This is a genomic window from Roseovarius salis, assembly GCF_044472985.1.
Lineage (GTDB): Bacteria > Pseudomonadota > Alphaproteobacteria > Rhodobacterales > Rhodobacteraceae > Roseovarius > Roseovarius salis.
The window spans coordinates 1-15,022 of sequence record NZ_JBISDG010000036.1; the positions used below are offsets into that span (position 1 = coordinate 1).

Below are 15,022 nucleotides of genomic sequence, written 5' to 3' on the forward strand. Positions count from 1 at the left end.
GACGCGGGCGCGCGCGCCCTCCTTTCCCGGCTCGGCATCGCGCAGGTCGAGGCACTGCCCGACCTGCTGGAAACGCTCAAGCTGCTGCACTTCGCTGGGCCCCTGCCTTCCAACAGGATCGTGTCGATGTCCTGCTCCGGCGGCGAGGCGAGCCTGATGGCCGACAGCGCGGTCGGGCGGGACGTGGTGTTCCCCCCGCTCTCGGCGGCGCAGACGGACCGCCTTCGCGCCGCGCTCGGGCCGATGGTGGCGCTGGCGAACCCGCTGGATTACCATACCTTCATCTGGACCGACGTGCCGCGCATGGCTGAAACCTTCACGGCTGCGATGCAGGGGGATACCGCGCTTGGCTGCCTGATCGCGGATTTTCCCCGCGAGGACCGCTGCGACCCGTCCGCGTGGGAATGCCTGTACGAGGCGGGCGCGCGCGCCACGAAGGCCGCCGGCAAACCGCTCGCGGTGGTCGCGACCCTGCCGGACGCCATGTCGGAGTCCGTGGCAGAGCGCATCTCGGCGCACGGGATGATCCCGATGCAGGGGCTGGACGAGACGCTCGTCGCCATCGAGGCCGCCGCCCGGATCGGGCAGGCATCCGGACCGGCCGCGCCGCTCATCCTGCCGGGGGCACCCTCGGGCTTGCGCACCCTTTCCGAAGCGCAGGCCAAGTCCGCCCTTGCACGGGACGGGGTGACGGTTCCGGCATCGCTGCGCGCGGGCAACGAGACCGAGCTTGCCGCGGCCGCCCGCGACATCGGCCTGCCGCTGGTAATCAAGGCGGAGGGGCTTGCCCACAAGACAGAAGCCGGCGGCGTGGCCTTCGCGCGCAACGACGTCGAGACCGCGCTGGAGGCCGCGCGACGAATGCCGTGCGATACGTGGCTGGTAGAGGAAATGGTCGGTGACGCGGTGGCCGAACTGCTGGTGGGCGTCGTGCGCGACCCCGCGCACGGCTTCGTGCTGACACTCGGCGCCGGCGGCACCCTGACCGAGCTGATCGCCGACGGCGTGTCGATGCTGCTACCCGTCGACGAGGCCGGCATCCTCGGCGCGCTCGACCGGCTGCGCATCGCGCCCATGCTGGCAGGATACCGCGGCAGGCCGGGGGCCGACCGCGCCGCCATTGTCCGCGCCATTCTCGGGGTACAGGCTTACGTCGAGGCGCATGCCGCAGACCTCGACGAGGTCGAGATCAACCCGCTGCTGTGCACGCCCGACCGGGCCGTTGCCGCGGACGCACTCATCAGGATCGGAGGAGACCAATGACCGACACCCCAGTAAAGACGGAACGCCGGGGCCGCGTTCTCGAGGTGACGCTCGACCGCCCCAAGGCCAACGCGATCGACCTTGCCACCAGCCGCATTCTGGGCGACGTGTTCAAGCAGTTCCGCGACGACCCCGAGATGCGCGTTGCCCTGATAACCGGCGCGGGAGAGAAGTTCTTCTGCCCCGGCTGGGATCTCAAGGCCGCGGCAGAGGGCGACGCGGTGGATGACGACTACGGCGCGGGCGGTTTCGGCGGCTTGCAGGAGATGCGGGCGATGAACAAGCCCGTCGTCGCGGCGGTGAACGGCATATGTTGCGGCGGCGGGCTGGAATGGGCGCTGTCGGCCGACATCATCCTGTCCGCCGATCACGCGCAGTTCGCCCTGCCCGAGATCCGGTCGGGAACAGTGGCGGACGCCGCCAGCATCAAGCTGCCCAAGCGCATCCCCTATCACATCGCCATGGAAATGCTGCTCACGGGCCGCTGGATCGACGCGGAGGAGGCGGCCCGCTGGGGCATGGTCAACCGGGTGCATCCATCGGCCCAGTTGATGGACGAGGCGCGCGCGCTGGCCGATCACCTCGCCTCGGGCCCGCCGCTCGTCTACGCCGCGATCAAGGAGATCGTGCGCGAGGCCGAGGCCATGACTTTCCAGGATGCGATGAACCGCATCACACGGCGCCAGTTCGAAACCGTGGACGTGCTCTACGACTCCGAGGACCAGATGGAGGGCGCCCGCGCCTTCGCGGAAAAGCGCGACCCGGTCTGGAAGGGAAAGTAGGCTGTCAGGGTCCTGCCGCTCCGGCACCCCCCGCTGAACCGGGGCGCCGGCGCGGGGCGGCAGGAAACCGTTTGGCCGACAGGGGCACACTGGCATAGGATCGGGCCGCGGACATTTCCAGACGCGGAGTGACCATGGCCGGCACCGACAAACCCGACCCATTGCCACCCCGGGCGCTGCGCGCGGCCGTTTCGGCAGATGATTTCGATTTCGACACGACCGACAAGCTGACGCCGGGAACAGGGTGGCTGGGGCAGGAGCGCAGCGTCGATGCCCTGCGCATGGCAGCCACTATCCCGCATGGCGATTTCAACGCCTTCGTTCTGGGCCCGCCCGGGACCGGTCGCCACGCGATGACGCGGTCCATCATCGGCGAAGCCGCCGCAACCATGCCCTGCCCGAGCGACTGGATCTACGTCAACAATTTCGACGCGCCGCACAAGCCGACGGCAATCCAGCTGCCGCAGGGCGAGGCGGACCGGTTCAGCGCGGCCATGGAGTCGCTGATAGACGAGCTGGCCAACGACATGCCCGCGCTGTTCGAGTCCGAGGAATACCAGACAAGACGCCGCGCGATCGAGGAACGCTATTCCAGCACCCACGAAAGCGCCATGAGCGAGGTGTTCGAGAACGCGAGACAGCGCAACGTGGCCATCCTGCGCACGCCCATGGGGTTTTCGTTCGCGGGCATGCGTGACGGCGAGGTGATGAGCCAGGAACAGTATGACGCTCTTTCCGACGAGGATCGCGAGACGCTGGAAAACGCCATCGAGCAGACACAGCAGGAATTGTCCTCGGTCCTCAGCTCGGTTCCCAAGCAACAGAAATCGCACCGCCGCGAGGTGGAGCAACTCAACAAGGACATGGCAACCGGCGGGGTCGACACCGCGATCGGCGAGGTGATCGAGGCGTTCGGGCACCATGCCGCCCTCAAGAGCTATCTAGAGGCGGTGCGCCGAGACCTGATCGACAACGCACAACTGTTCCTGCACGATCAGGACCAGTCCGAGTCCGGTCCGTTTCCGGTGGCCACGACGCGCCACTACGAAAAGCCGCAATTCCAGCGCTACGCGGTCAATGTCATGGTCTCCTACGGGGCGGAGGACACCGGGGCGCCGGTTGTCAAGGAGGATCTGCCGACGCTGGCCAACCTTATAGGGCGCGTTGAATACGCCTCGCAGATGGGGGCGCTCGTCACCAACTTCACGCTGATAAAGCCCGGTGCGCTGCACCGCGCGAACGGCGGTTACCTTGTTCTCGACGCCCGGCAGGTGCTGTCCGAACCGATGGCATGGGACGCCCTCAAGCGGTGCCTGCGCACCGGCGTGATCTCGATCTATTCGCCGGGTGAACGGCTTGGCCTGACGTCGACGGTATCGCTGGAGCCGGACCCGGTGCCGCTGAGCACGCGCGTGATCCTCGTGGGCGAGCGGCTGCATTACTACCTGCTGTCCGCGCTCGACCCGGATTTCCCCCAACTGTTCAAGATCGAGGCGGATCTCGACGACCGGCTAGGTTTCGACGACGCCAGCCGCACGGGCTATGCCCGGCTGATCGCCGGCATCGCGCAGGAGGCGGGAACACGCCCGCTCGACGCGGCGGCGGTTGCCGCGCTGATCCTGGAAGGGCTGCGCGCCACCGGCGACGCCGAGCGGCTGTCGCTGAACAACGGCGCGCTGACCGACATGATCCGGGAGGCCGACTTCTGGGCCGGCAAGCGCGCGGCGGACCGGATCGGCGGCGACGACATCGCCCGGATGGTGGCCGAACGCGAGCGCCGCGCCGGGCGACTGCGCGAGATGAGCCACGAGGCCATCACCCGCGACACGGTTATGATCGACACGGAGGGCGCGCAGGCCGGCCAGATCAATGCCCTGTCTGTGCTTCAGGTCGGGGGTTACATGTTCGGGCGGCCTTCGCGGCTGACCGCGCGCGTGCGGCCGGGCACCGGCAAGCTGGTGGATATCGAACGCGAAACGGAACTCGGCGGACCGATCCACTCCAAGGGAATGCTGATCCTCCAAGGCTACCTTGCCGCCACGTATGCCACCGGGGCGCCCATGTCGCTTTGGGCAAGCCTCGTTTTCGAGCAGAGCTATGGCGGTGTCGACGGTGACAGCGCCTCGGCCGCTGAACTGATCGCGCTGTTGTCCGCGCTCGCCGACGCGCCGATCGACCAGTCCTTCGCGATCACGGGTTCGGTGAACCAGTTCGGTGACATTCAGGCAATCGGCGGGGTCAACGAAAAGATCGAAGGCTTCTTCGACATATGCGCGGCCCGCGGCCTGACCGGGCGGCAGGGTGTCCTGATCCCGGCCGCCAACGTCAAGAACCTGTGCCTGCGCCAGCGGGTCGTCGACGCCGTCGAGGCGGAGAGGTTCCAGATCATTCCGATGCGGCGCATTGAAGACGGGCTCACCATCATGACCGGACTGCCGCCGGGCGCCCGCGGCGCTGACGGCACCTTCGCCCAAGGCACGCTGAACCGCCGCGTCGAGGACAGGCTGACGGCCTTTGCAGAGATCCGCAAACGCTTTGTCAAGGAGGCCCGCGATGGCCAGCCGGACGCCGATTGACCCCCGCCCGGCCAAGCACTTCCGCGTGGTTCTCGGGGCGACATGCTATGCGGACGCCGAGGGCGCGCTGTCGCTCGCGGTCGCGCTCGCACGGCAGGTCGAGGCAGAGCTGCACGGGCTTCTCGTGCGGGATGAGGGCATCCTCACGGCGGCGGGACGCCCGCGCGCCCGGGTGGTGACCTACTCGGGGGACCAGGCCAGCGCGATCAGCCGAACCGAAATGCTGCGGGCCTACGAGGCTGACGCGCGCCGGTTCGAGGAACGACTGACCGGGCTGGCGCGGACGGCCAGGGTTGCCGCCCGGTTCAATGCACTCGAAGGCCGTCTTTCAGAGGTCGTCCTGCAATCTTCCGGGCAGGGCGATGTCGTCATCCTGGGTTTCCGGCGCGCCATGCGCGACAGCGGCAGTGTCGTGCTCGTGCTGGGCAAGGGGCACCAGCCTCCAGCCTTTGCCGCGCCGCTTGCCGCGGGACTCGGCAAACGCCTGGTCGTTCTTTGCGCCAGCGACGAAGACAGGCCGGCGGCCTTGCATTCCGAGTTCGAAACCCGGCGGTTCCATGACCGCGAGGAGCTTTTGCGGCAACTTGAAACGCTCAGCCCGGCCGCCGTTATCATTGCGGCCGATCCCGGAACCCTGCCCGCCACGGGCAGGGTGCTTGACGCGGCGCGCTGCCCGGTCGTCGTCACCACGGATTGAACCCGGCGCCCCCCCTGAACGACCCTTCGTTGCGCGTACCGAGCGCCATATCGTGAACCGAGTCACCATCGTGGCCTGATTGTGGCGAAACAGTGCCGCAAACTGGGCCGTCGTTGTTTCGGTTCACATCGGTGAATTGATGGCGGTCAGCACTTCCGACCCGATCCTCGCTCCAGAAATTATATAAATTTTTCAATACACTAAAATCATTACGCCGGCGCATGGAAACAGTCTGTTTCTTTACAAATCGTTTATCAAAAGCGCCCCGTCGTTAGCCTTCAACATGGCGATAATTGGGCGGAAATAAGGCGGCGGGCCCCCAAGGCGCGGCCGTCGTTACGCGGTACGCGGCCAAAGAGGAAACGGTCCCGAAAGTTGCCGACGAAATGAGGGTATCGGCCCCGTCCTCCGTAGACGGCGGGGAGCCGGAGAACGATTGAAGCGAGACGGGTAAACATGGCCAACATAGATGTTCAAAATCCCCCGGTCCGGGCACGTTTCGTGCTCCCTGCCGAAGCAGGCTCCGGTTTGTCCCCGGCCAAGGCAAGCGTTGACCGTTCCGCGACCGCGACCGACGCAGTCATTGGCGGCCACGGGCGCGGCGGATACAGGATGGCCGGCAAACGTGTGCTGGACATCTTGCTGGTGTGCGCCCTGATACCCGTCAGCCTGCCCATCGTCATGCTGGCGGCGGTGGCGCTCTTTCTCGAAGGTGGCAACCCGTTCTATCGCCAGGCCCGCCTGGGAAAGGACGGCAGGCGATTCTCGATCGTCAAGCTGCGCACGATGGTTCGTGACGCGGACCAGCGCCTGCAGGATCTGCTGGCGCGTGACCCGGAACTGCGCAAGGAGTGGGAAGAGACGCAGAAACTCAAGCACGATCCGCGCGTCACCCGCGTGGGCGCGATCCTTCGCCGTACCTCGATGGACGAGCTGCCCCAGCTGTGGAACGTCCTGACCGGCGACATGAGCCTTGTCGGGCCGCGCCCGATGATGCCCCAGCAACTCCCGCTTTACAGGGAACCACGCGCCTACTTCGCCCTTCGGCCCGGAATCACCGGCGCGTGGCAGGTCGAGTGCCGCAACGAGAGCTCTTTCAGTGAACGCGCGCATTATGACGACGCCTACAACCGGAACCTTTCCCTGCGCGAGGACATCAAGATACTGTTCAGGACGATCGGGGTCGTGCTGCGCGGAACCGGTCATTGACCCGTTACAAGAGGTGATCTTGCACAACCGTGCATAATGCGGGAAACATGATGTTCGAAAGATACAAAAGATCCTTCATGCCGGACGATGATGACACTCCCGGCGGCCCGCCCGTCCCGCGCGGCGAAACCCGGCAGGTAGACATGCCGTTCGATCGTGATCTCAGGCGGCGTATCCTCGGGTCGGAGCCGCTTCCGCTCGATTGGGGCACGACCGTCACCGACGCCGAAGAGCCAACCGGGACCCCTGCCACCCCCGGAACCCAATTGCAGGTTCTCGGCGCCTGGCAGCGGCTGAAACCTGCGTGGCGACGGCAGCAGGCGACGGCCAGAAAGCTGCGCGAGCGCAGCCCCAACGTCAAGAACGCGACGGACATCCTGCGCACCCGGCTGCTGCAGAAACTGCAGAACGAGGGATGGAGGCGCATCGCGGTCACGGCGCCGACATCGGGCTGCGGGACAACCTTCATGACGTTGAACCTCGCGCTCAGCATATCCGCGGTTCGCGACTCCAAGACCGTGCTGCTGGACCTCAACCAGCGCGACCCCGGCCTTGCCGATGCCCTGAACAGCAGCTGCACACAGCGGATCTCCGGCCTGTTGGGCAGGCAAGTGCCGCCCTTGGAGTACCTCCAGCTCTACGCCGACAACCTCGCGGTCGGGATGAATTCCGACACGCCGCCCGACCCCGCAGAGATCCTGCAAAGCCGCAGCACCGCCGAGGCGCTGGACGAGATAGAAACCCTGCTGACGCCCGACGTGGTGCTTTGCGACATGCCCCCGCTGCTGGAGCATGACGATACGCTCGCTTTCCTGCCGCGTGTCGATGCCGTCCTGCTCATCGCGGACGGAACGAAAACCGTCGGCGAGCAGATCACGGAGTGCGAAACGCTGCTGGAGGGCAGGGCGCCACTGCTGGGTGTCGTCCTGAACAGGGGGCGGGGGCCGAAATGACATGACGGTGACCGAGTGGCTTGACGAGTTCCGCGACATGCTGCGGCGCCGGCTCGGACTGATTTTCGCGGTCGCCGTGCTGGGCACGCTGTTCTCTGTCTTGTACGCACTCTCGCAACAGCACCGCTACACGTCGATCGCGGTGCTGCAGGTCGAGCGGGCGAAGGTCGCGAACGACATTGCCGAAGAGAGTGTAAACGGCGTGACGGCCCGGCAGTTGCAACTGGTCGAACAGCAGATCATGTCACGCGGGTCCGTCCTCGAGATCGGGCGCGCACTCGGCCTTCTTGACGGGCTCGGTGGATTGACGGAAATCGAGAAGGTCCAGCTTCTGCGCGAAGCGGTCGACATAAACGGCGTGGCCGCGGCCCGGGCCGGCCCCCGCGACGATGGCAGCGTATCGCTGGTGCGCATACGCGCTGAATGGACCGACCGTGAGAACGCGCAGGCGCTCGCCGCGGAATTCGCCCGCCGCACGATGGAGCGCAGCCAGACCGAACAGCGCGACCGCGCGCGGGAAACCCTAGATTTCCTGACCACCCGCGAAGAGCAGCTGGCCGCGCAGGTCACGCAACTGGAAGAGCAGATCGCGATTTTCCGCCGGGAGAATGATATCGCCGACCCGCTCAGCCGCGAGATACGCCAACGCGAGATCGAGGCGCTCAAGACAGAGCTTCTGGCGCTCGACCGCGAGATCATCGAGCTGGAACGCCAGCTGGAGCAGACAGAGGGACAGAGCAGCCTGACGCGCGTGGAACAGAACCAGCGCGCGGACTTTTCCGAACAGCTCAACAACCTGACGCAACAGCGCGACTATCTTAACCAGCGCCTCCAGGAGGCATCGAGGGTCGAACAGCAGGCGCCCGAAATCGAGATCAAGATGACCAATTTCGAGCGCGAGCTAGCTGCGTTGCGCGCGGACAAGAGCGAGATAACCGAAAGACGCAAGGCCGCCGAGATCGCCTATAGGCTGGAAACAAGCGGGCAATCGGCACGCTTCAAGGTGCTGGAGGAGGCATCCTGGCCCGATTACCCGTCCACGCCGTCCCGCAAGAAGGAGGCGCTGGCCGGCATGATGGCCAGCATCGTCTTCGCCGTGGGGCTGGCCTATCTGCTGGACTTGCGCACGCCGGTGGTCCGCAGCGCGGCGCTGATGCAGCGCGACCTGGGCCACGGCCCCATCGTCACGATTCCCGAGGCCAAACCGGCGAGGCGGCCCTCCTTGCTGCGCCGGTTGTTGCGACGCCGCCAGTCGGTCTAGACCGGTTGGCCTTCGCGCCGGGCAGCGTGTCAGTTCCCGGCCCCGCCGGCCAGCGCGGCGATGGCTTCGAGATGCAGCCACACCGCCCCGGCCGCCAGCGCCCCGCCTGCCGCGAAGGAAACGACATCGTGCAACGGGTCCCACGCCTTGTGCCGCAGAGCCAGCCTGAGCAGCAGAGGGTAGGCCGCAAGCATGGCAACACCGTAGGACACGAGCCCGCCGATCAGACCGTAATTCACCAATCCGATGACCAGCAGCCCCATTTGCAGGGCCGACCGGACGCCGGTGTAGAGGAAAAACCCGCGTGAGTCGCCGGCCGCCAAAGCTGCCTTGTCATAGGTCAGCCCGATCGCCTGCGGCAGGAACCCGCACGCCATCAGCACCATCATCGCCCCCGCCGCGTGATACCGTTGGTCGTAAAGGAACGCGACCAGCGGCGGCCCGATATAGGCCATCAGCAACAGCAGGAGCCCCAGACCGCCAGTGATCAGAAAACGCATGCGCCGCAGCTTGCGGCGGTTCTCGGCGGACGCGTGGGGCGGACGGTCGCGGTACACCGACACCAGCACGTCCTGGGCCACCGACTGCCCCATCATCAGGGGGAAGCTCGCAAGGAAAAAGCCGATATTGTAGATGCCGAGCGTCTCCAGCGTCAGCAGCTTGCCCATGACCGCCTTGTCGCCTTGCGTGCCGACGAAAACGAGCGCAGTGCTGAGGAAAATCCACTTGCCGAAACCGATCAGCTCGCGCAGCGCCGGGCGCTCGATCTGGAACCGGTCACGGTGTCCGGGGAGAAAGGCCCACATGAGCCAAAGCTTTATCACCTGGCTGAGAACGCTGCCGACGACCAGCGCCAGCACCGAGCGTGTCCAGAGCGCGAGGATGACCATGAGCCCGAGACCCAGCACCTGGCTGGCAAGGTCCAGCATGGTCACCCGCCCCAACAGCAGATGTCGCCTTGCGGTGGTCACCCGTGTCGGCAGAAAGCCCTGCGCCACCAGCGAGAGCCCCGCCACGGGCAGGTACAGCGCGAGTTCGGGATGTCCGTAGAAACGCGCGAACGGCCACGCCAGCAGCATGGTCACGATCCAAAGCGCGCAGCCGCGGATGACCTTGATCGTCCAAGCCGTGTTGAGAAACGCAGGCTCGTCGCCCCGCGGGCTGCGCGTCACCGCCGGGCCGATGCCGACATCCGAAAACATCATCAGCCCCACGGTGACCATGGTGACGAGCGCCATCAGGCCGAACGCCTCGGGGAACAGGATGCGCGTGAGGATGAGGTTCGATGCCAGCCTGAGCGCCTGCGTGCCGGCGTGGCCGACAACAACCCAAGATACGCTCCGCAGGATCCGCGCCGTGAGTTGTGATCCCCGGAATGCATTGATGACACGGTTCATGTATTCAGGGATCCGCCTGACGCCAATGACGGCTTGCACGCTATGCGCCCCCAATGGCCGGGTCAATCTCGCTTGCCGCTGCGCTCCTCTCTTTCAATGGAGGTGTGCCGCGGGTAGCGTGGGGCGGAACGGGGCAAGGGCAGTGAACTCGTGAAGATTGCATATGTTCTGAACACCTATCCGCAGCCGTCGCAGAGTTTCATTCGGCGCGAATTGAAAGGGCTCGAGCGGCACGGCGTGGAGGTGACCCGCATCGCGATGCGGCGCAGCGACCTGCCGCTGGTTGATCCGCAGGACCGCGAAGAGCAAGCGCGCACGGCATACGTGCTGGAGTCCGGCGGCGCGGCGTTGCTGATGGCAATATTGCGATGTGTTGCGTTTCGGCCGGCAGGCTTCCTGCGCGCGATCAGGCTGGCGATGGCAATGGGCGGCGCATCGCGGGTCGGCCGCTTGCGGCACCTGGTCTATCTTGCAGAAGCCTGCCGCGTGATGGCGTTGGTGCGCGCGGCGGACGTGCAGCACATGCATGCCCATTTCGGCACGAATGCAGCCACCGTGGCCATGCTGGTCAACGCGCTCGGCGGGCCCGGCTACAGCTTTACCGTGCATGGCCCCGAGGAATTCGACGCGCCAGTCGCCCTCTCGCTGCGCACCAAGATGGAGCGTGCGGCCTTCACCGTGGCCGTCAGCAGCTTTGGCCGCAGCCAGCTTTGCCGCTGGCTGGACCATGCCGACTGGCATCGTATCAAGGTGGTGCATTGCGGGATCGACCCGTCGCGTTTCAAGGAGCCCTCCCCCATGCCGCGGGCACGGCTGGAGCTGGTCACGATCGGGCGGCTGTCCGAGCAGAAGGGTCAGCTCATCCTGCCGGAAACGCTGGCCCTGCTGCGCGACGCCGGCGTTCGTGATTTCCATCTCACCGTCATCGGCGATGGCGAACTGCGCGGCCCATTGACCGACGAAATCGCCCGGCAGGGCCTGAGCGGGCAGGTCAGCCTCGCGGGATGGCTCTCCGAGGACGATGTCCGCGCGGCGCTCGATCGGGCCCACGCCCTGATCCTGCCGAGTTTTGCCGAGGGTCTGCCCATGGTCGTGATGGAGGCGATGGCCGCCGGCCGGCCGGTCATAACCACCTATATCGCTGGAATCCCCGAGCTCGTGCAGGACGGTACAAACGGCTGGCTTGTGCCCGCCGGCGATGCCGTCGCGCTGTCCGACGCGATCAGGGCACTGTCCTCCACCCCGGTCGAGGCACGCGAAAAAATGGGACTTGCAGGCCGTTACCGCGTGTTGGAGCGGCATGACATGTACCGCGAGGCGGAAAAGCTTGCCGGATTCTTCCGAGGCGCCGTGCAACGGCCGCGCTGAGCCTCAGCGGCCGCGCTCCCAAGCGCCGGGGCGGCCGCGCCCTGCAAGCCGCACACGCAGCGCAACAAGGGCGTAAACGGCAAAGCCCACCGGATCGCGCAACGCCGCCAGTGCCTTGCGCCCCACTGCGCCCGGCACCCGTTCCCTGTTCTGGACGAGCGGTTCGAAGCGGCACTCGATCTGGCGAACGCCCCTGTCCTGCCGGCGCCTGACACGCACCAGCGGGGACAGCCCCTCGACCATCGGCCATGTATATCGGGCATCAACGAGGAGCCGTTCCCACGGTGCGAAATTGAGGCGCGCATAGGTGTCGTCGGAAATGATATCGGGCCACCGCCCCCATCTCTTGCGGCCCGCCGCGTTCACGGCGAAGATGCCGAAGCCCGGAACGTCCTCGTTGAAAAACGGCAGGCGCTGCCAGAACCGCGCATAGTGCCGGGTGATCGCGCTGGCCGGCGTCGCCACGACCGGCCGGCCGCTCGCGTAACGCGGCGCTTCGGTGTCAAGAGCCTGGATCAAGGACGGAATCAGCGGGGGGCTGACGATCACGTCCGCGTCGAGATATACCCGCACGGCGCCGTTGGCGGCATCATCCCCCAACTGCAGCGCCCCGGGCTTGCCGCCCTTGCCCGTCTCGATGACACGCACGGGCCGGAGTTCGGTGCCGGACACCTGTCGTGCCATGCGCGCCGTTGCATCGGTGCAGCCATTGGCCACCACGATGACCTCGAACGGCACGCAACCCGCCGAGGCGAGGACCGCCTCGATGCAGCACCGGATGTAGCCAGCTTCGTTGTGCGCCGGTATGATGACCGTCGCGCATGTACCCGTCAGTGACGACATGGATTGCCCCGCCTACTTGAACCTCTCGATGACGTCCCATCTGGGATTGTCGTCGCCCAGATGCCGCAAATGTCCCCAGCTGCCCCATTTCTTGGGCGCGTAGACGTCCATGTAGAGCATGAACAGCCCCCCGCCCAGCTGGGACCAGCCGTTGATCAACCGTTCGTATAGCAGCGCCATCTCCGGTGTATAGTTGAGATGCGTGAAGAACGCCGTCAGCGTGTCATCATGCACGCGCGGCCCCCGCCCGACGACATGCGAGCCGCCCTCATACATGACAAGGTCAAGGCCGTGGGCTCGCGCGATGTCCGCATGGTGGGGCAGCATCCGGTTGAGAAGATCATCCAGCGTGCCCTTGGGATCGCCCGTGATGGCCCCGTCGGCGAGCTCCTCGACCGCCCAACGGGTGGCAGCATCGAAACGATGCCGCTCGACGAAGTCCTCGAATGCCGCGCCCGAAAGCCCCTGCGCCCTGGCGGCGCGCTCGGCCTGCAACCGGCTGTCGCGTATCCAGCCACGCACCAGATCCACACGCTCGGACGTGCCCAGCACCGAGCCGAAATAGCCCGTCACCGCGTAGGCGTCGAAATAGCTGTAGGGCGGGGCGTTGGCCCCGGGGTTCTCGGCCACCCACAGCGGCGCCTCCAGGATCATCTCTTCCAGCCCGATCCAGCCCGTCTGCGTCGCGATCACGTTGACAAGCCGGTCCCGATGATCGGCAAACACATCGGACCAGAGCTTCGCCACCTGCGAGGCGCGCATGGCATAGTACTGAACCCAGCGATGCTCCTTGCCCCAGCGTTCCAGCGCCCGGGCCTCGGCCCAGTCGGCCTGATCGAACTGCCAATTCCAGACCTCGTTCGAGAACTCCACGTAGACCTTGGCATCCTCGTCCAGCTTCTCCAGCACGAGCCGGGCGAAGTTGCGGCTGTAGGCGTCATCGCTGAGATGCGGCATGTTGAACCAAGGCGCCGCGTCAAGCCGATTGGCCAGCCGCACCATCACCTCGACCGGCACGCCCCGCCAAGCATAGCTGAAATCCGAGGTCAGCGGGCGCTCTGCCCAGTCGGAGTGGCGGGAGTCGCTGGTCTGCATCCAGTTGACGAAACGCAACGCCTCGAAACCCTGCATGCGTTCAAGCCAGAGTGGGTTGAAAATCTCGCCGCGCCGCCAGGCGTCCTCATGCTCTTGCCTGACCACGCTGATGTTGCGCACGTAATCTCCGGTGCCGCGCGGATCCGTCCGCTGGATCTTGATGAGAACCATGCCGCCCGGCGTGAAATCGAAGGCGACCCGCCCCTCGCCGTAGCGCACGTTCCGCGCGGCGCCGGCAACCTCGACGATACCCTCGCCATCGAACCGAAGAACATAGCGCCCGGCATATATTTCGGCCCCTTCCGGCAGGTCGGTCAGGATCAGCGTGCCGATCGAGGCAAGGTCGCCCGGAATACTGGTTGGCCAGCCGTTCTCGTCAATCAATCCGCGCTCGCGCAGCTCGCTGAATCGCACGCCGCCCCACTGCCCCGGCTTGTGGCCGATCCATCCGCGCGCCGTCTTCATGACGTCGATAAAGGGCTGTTGCGTGCTCCAGTCGTTCACACCCGCAAGGTTGACGGCCATCGGCACGTCCTGCGCCCTTGTCAGCGCGGGTGCGAGCAAGATCATGACAGTGAAAAGCAGGCGGATCATTGCGGCACCCCGGTCTGCGGATGCCGGCGCACGACCTCCCAAACGGTCTGCTGCATCACGCGTGCGGCCTCCTCTCCGGGGGTGGCGGCGGGCGTGCCGTCGGCAAGGGTCAGCGCGTGCGGCAGACCCACCGGCGATGCCTGGTACAGAACGGCAAAATGCACCAGCGCAACGAGATAAGCGCCGATGTCATTGACGTGGATCGGGTCGAGCGTTCCGTCCTGCTTGCGCTTGAACAGATCCTCACGCGAGGTCAGGTCACCGATGCCGCCGCGCGCTTCCAGCTTTCGCACGAATTCCGCCATGACCTGCCCCGCGGGAATGAGATAGGCCGGGCGCTCGGGCTTGTTGCGGGCCAGGTCGGCGGCAAGGATCTCGCCGATCCAGTAACGGTCGAGATCCCGGTCGAGACGGGCCAGCCAGCCGTCGGGATCGTCCAGCCGGTGCCACGTCTCGTAAAGATAGATCCGTGTCTCGGGATCGGCCTGCCGGGCAAGTTCAGCCCATTTCGCGAAGTATTTGCCGGACTTGTGGTATTTCACCGCGTCGCGGATCTCGACCATTTCCGTAAGGACGACGGCATCGTAGTCTCCCGTGGCGATCGCCTCGCGCGCGGGGCGGAACCGGGGGTGAGCGTTCTCGGTATCGAAACCCTTGATATCCTCGTCCGGCTCCCAGTGTTCCATCAGCGATGTGCCCCAGCCAAGCTGGCTTTCGTAGCGGTGCCCGTCGCCGGCCAACTGGGCCAGCATCGCCGGCATGTTCCGGCCAACAAGGCTGTGGCCAACGTGAAAAACCCTGAGGCCATCGGCGGGCGGCGGCGCCGGTGTATCATAGGCCGCCTGGATCGTCGCCGCCGAAACCGGGGGCCGCGATGCCAGTTGCCATGCGGCCACGGCCAGAGCCGCCAGCAGGACAACCGCCGCAAGAATCAGGAAAATGGAACGATCTGCCATATCGGGATACCTCCGGACGCCCAGCCCG

General features: G+C 66.0%; 12 protein-coding genes. 8 read left to right on the plus strand and 4 right to left on the minus strand.

Annotated features, from left to right (window positions below; all coding sequences use genetic code 11):
- The 7 genes from ACH13J_RS14075 to ACH13J_RS14105 all read left to right on the plus strand — a co-directional run.
- A partial coding sequence (locus ACH13J_RS14075; protein ID WP_397543981.1) for an acetate--CoA ligase family protein occupies positions 1 to 1,263 on the plus strand: 1,263 nt, incomplete at its 5' end.
- Entirely contained in the window at positions 1,260 to 2,045 is a 786-nt protein-coding gene (locus ACH13J_RS14080; RefSeq protein WP_397543982.1) for a carnitinyl-CoA dehydratase, read from the plus strand. The genes ACH13J_RS14075 and ACH13J_RS14080, both read left to right, overlap by 4 nt.
- Positions 2,046 to 2,179: 134 nt before the next feature.
- Positions 2,180 to 4,621 (plus strand): AAA family ATPase, encoded by a 2,442-nt coding sequence (locus tag ACH13J_RS14085; RefSeq protein WP_397543983.1) that lies wholly within the window; start codon positions 2,180 to 2,182, stop codon positions 4,619 to 4,621.
- Positions 4,599 to 5,318 (plus strand): hypothetical protein, encoded by a 720-nt coding sequence (locus ACH13J_RS14090; RefSeq protein ID WP_397543984.1) that lies wholly within the window; start codon positions 4,599 to 4,601, stop codon positions 5,316 to 5,318. Before ACH13J_RS14085 ends, ACH13J_RS14090 begins: the two co-directional genes overlap by 23 nt.
- 612 nt (positions 5,319 to 5,930) lie before the next feature.
- Positions 5,931 to 6,527 (plus strand): sugar transferase, encoded by a 597-nt coding sequence (locus ACH13J_RS14095; protein WP_397543985.1) that lies wholly within the window; start codon positions 5,931 to 5,933, stop codon positions 6,525 to 6,527.
- A 77-nt stretch (positions 6,528 to 6,604) separates the two neighbouring features.
- A complete protein-coding gene (locus ACH13J_RS14100; RefSeq protein WP_397543986.1) occupies positions 6,605 to 7,480 on the plus strand; it encodes a CpsD/CapB family tyrosine-protein kinase in 876 nt (291 codons plus the stop codon).
- Between the two features lies 1 nt (position 7,481).
- Positions 7,482 to 8,741, plus strand: a complete 1,260-nt coding sequence (locus ACH13J_RS14105) for a Wzz/FepE/Etk N-terminal domain-containing protein (protein ID WP_397543987.1) — start codon at positions 7,482 to 7,484, stop codon at positions 8,739 to 8,741.
- Between the two features lie 29 nt (positions 8,742 to 8,770).
- Here ACH13J_RS14105 and ACH13J_RS14110 read toward each other — a convergent pair whose 3' ends face one another.
- Complete coding sequence (locus ACH13J_RS14110) at positions 8,771 to 10,138, minus strand: oligosaccharide flippase family protein (protein ID WP_397543988.1); 1,368 nt, start codon at positions 10,136 to 10,138, stop codon at positions 8,771 to 8,773.
- A gap of 150 nt (positions 10,139 to 10,288) precedes the next feature.
- Here ACH13J_RS14110 and ACH13J_RS14115 point away from each other — a divergent pair, with 150 nt between their 5' ends.
- Entirely contained in the window at positions 10,289 to 11,506 is a 1,218-nt protein-coding gene (locus ACH13J_RS14115; protein WP_397543989.1) for a glycosyltransferase, read from the plus strand.
- A 3-nt stretch (positions 11,507 to 11,509) separates the two neighbouring features.
- Here the strand turns inward: ACH13J_RS14115 and ACH13J_RS14120 are convergent, their stop codons facing one another.
- The 3 genes from ACH13J_RS14120 to ACH13J_RS14130 are packed head-to-tail and all read right to left on the minus strand — an operon-like array spanning position 11,510 to position 14,994.
- Positions 11,510 to 12,349 (minus strand): glycosyltransferase, encoded by an 840-nt coding sequence (locus tag ACH13J_RS14120; protein WP_397543990.1) that lies wholly within the window; start codon positions 12,347 to 12,349, stop codon positions 11,510 to 11,512.
- A 12-nt stretch (positions 12,350 to 12,361) separates the two neighbouring features.
- Entirely contained in the window at positions 12,362 to 14,038 is a 1,677-nt protein-coding gene (locus tag ACH13J_RS14125; protein WP_397543991.1) for a hypothetical protein, read from the minus strand.
- Positions 14,035 to 14,994: a hypothetical protein gene (locus tag ACH13J_RS14130; protein ID WP_397543992.1), complete on the minus strand. Its 960-nt coding sequence runs from the start codon at positions 14,992 to 14,994 to the stop codon at positions 14,035 to 14,037. Before ACH13J_RS14130 ends, ACH13J_RS14125 begins: the two co-directional genes overlap by 4 nt.
- Positions 14,995 to 15,022: the final 28 nt, after the last annotated feature.

Excerpts from the sequence above, each read along its gene's own strand:
- ACH13J_RS14080 (WP_397543982.1), top strand. The coding sequence starts at position 1,260 with ATGACCGACACCCCAGTAAAGACGGAACGCCGGGGCCGCGTTCTCGAG.
- ACH13J_RS14085 (WP_397543983.1), top strand. The coding sequence starts at position 2,180 with ATGGCCGGCACCGACAAACCCGACCCATTGCCACCCCGGGCGCTGCGC.
- ACH13J_RS14090 (WP_397543984.1), top strand. The coding sequence starts at position 4,599 with ATGGCCAGCCGGACGCCGATTGACCCCCGCCCGGCCAAGCACTTCCGC.
- ACH13J_RS14095 (WP_397543985.1), top strand. The coding sequence starts at position 5,931 with ATGGCCGGCAAACGTGTGCTGGACATCTTGCTGGTGTGCGCCCTGATA.
- ACH13J_RS14100 (WP_397543986.1), top strand. The coding sequence starts at position 6,605 with ATGCCGGACGATGATGACACTCCCGGCGGCCCGCCCGTCCCGCGCGGC.
- ACH13J_RS14105 (WP_397543987.1), top strand. The coding sequence starts at position 7,482 with ATGACGGTGACCGAGTGGCTTGACGAGTTCCGCGACATGCTGCGGCGC.
- ACH13J_RS14110 (WP_397543988.1), bottom strand. The coding sequence starts at position 10,138 with ATGAACCGTGTCATCAATGCATTCCGGGGATCACAACTCACGGCGCGG.
- ACH13J_RS14120 (WP_397543990.1), bottom strand. The coding sequence starts at position 12,349 with ATGTCGTCACTGACGGGTACATGCGCGACGGTCATCATACCGGCGCAC.
- ACH13J_RS14125 (WP_397543991.1), bottom strand. The coding sequence starts at position 14,038 with ATGATCCGCCTGCTTTTCACTGTCATGATCTTGCTCGCACCCGCGCTG.
- ACH13J_RS14130 (WP_397543992.1), bottom strand. The coding sequence starts at position 14,994 with ATGGCAGATCGTTCCATTTTCCTGATTCTTGCGGCGGTTGTCCTGCTG.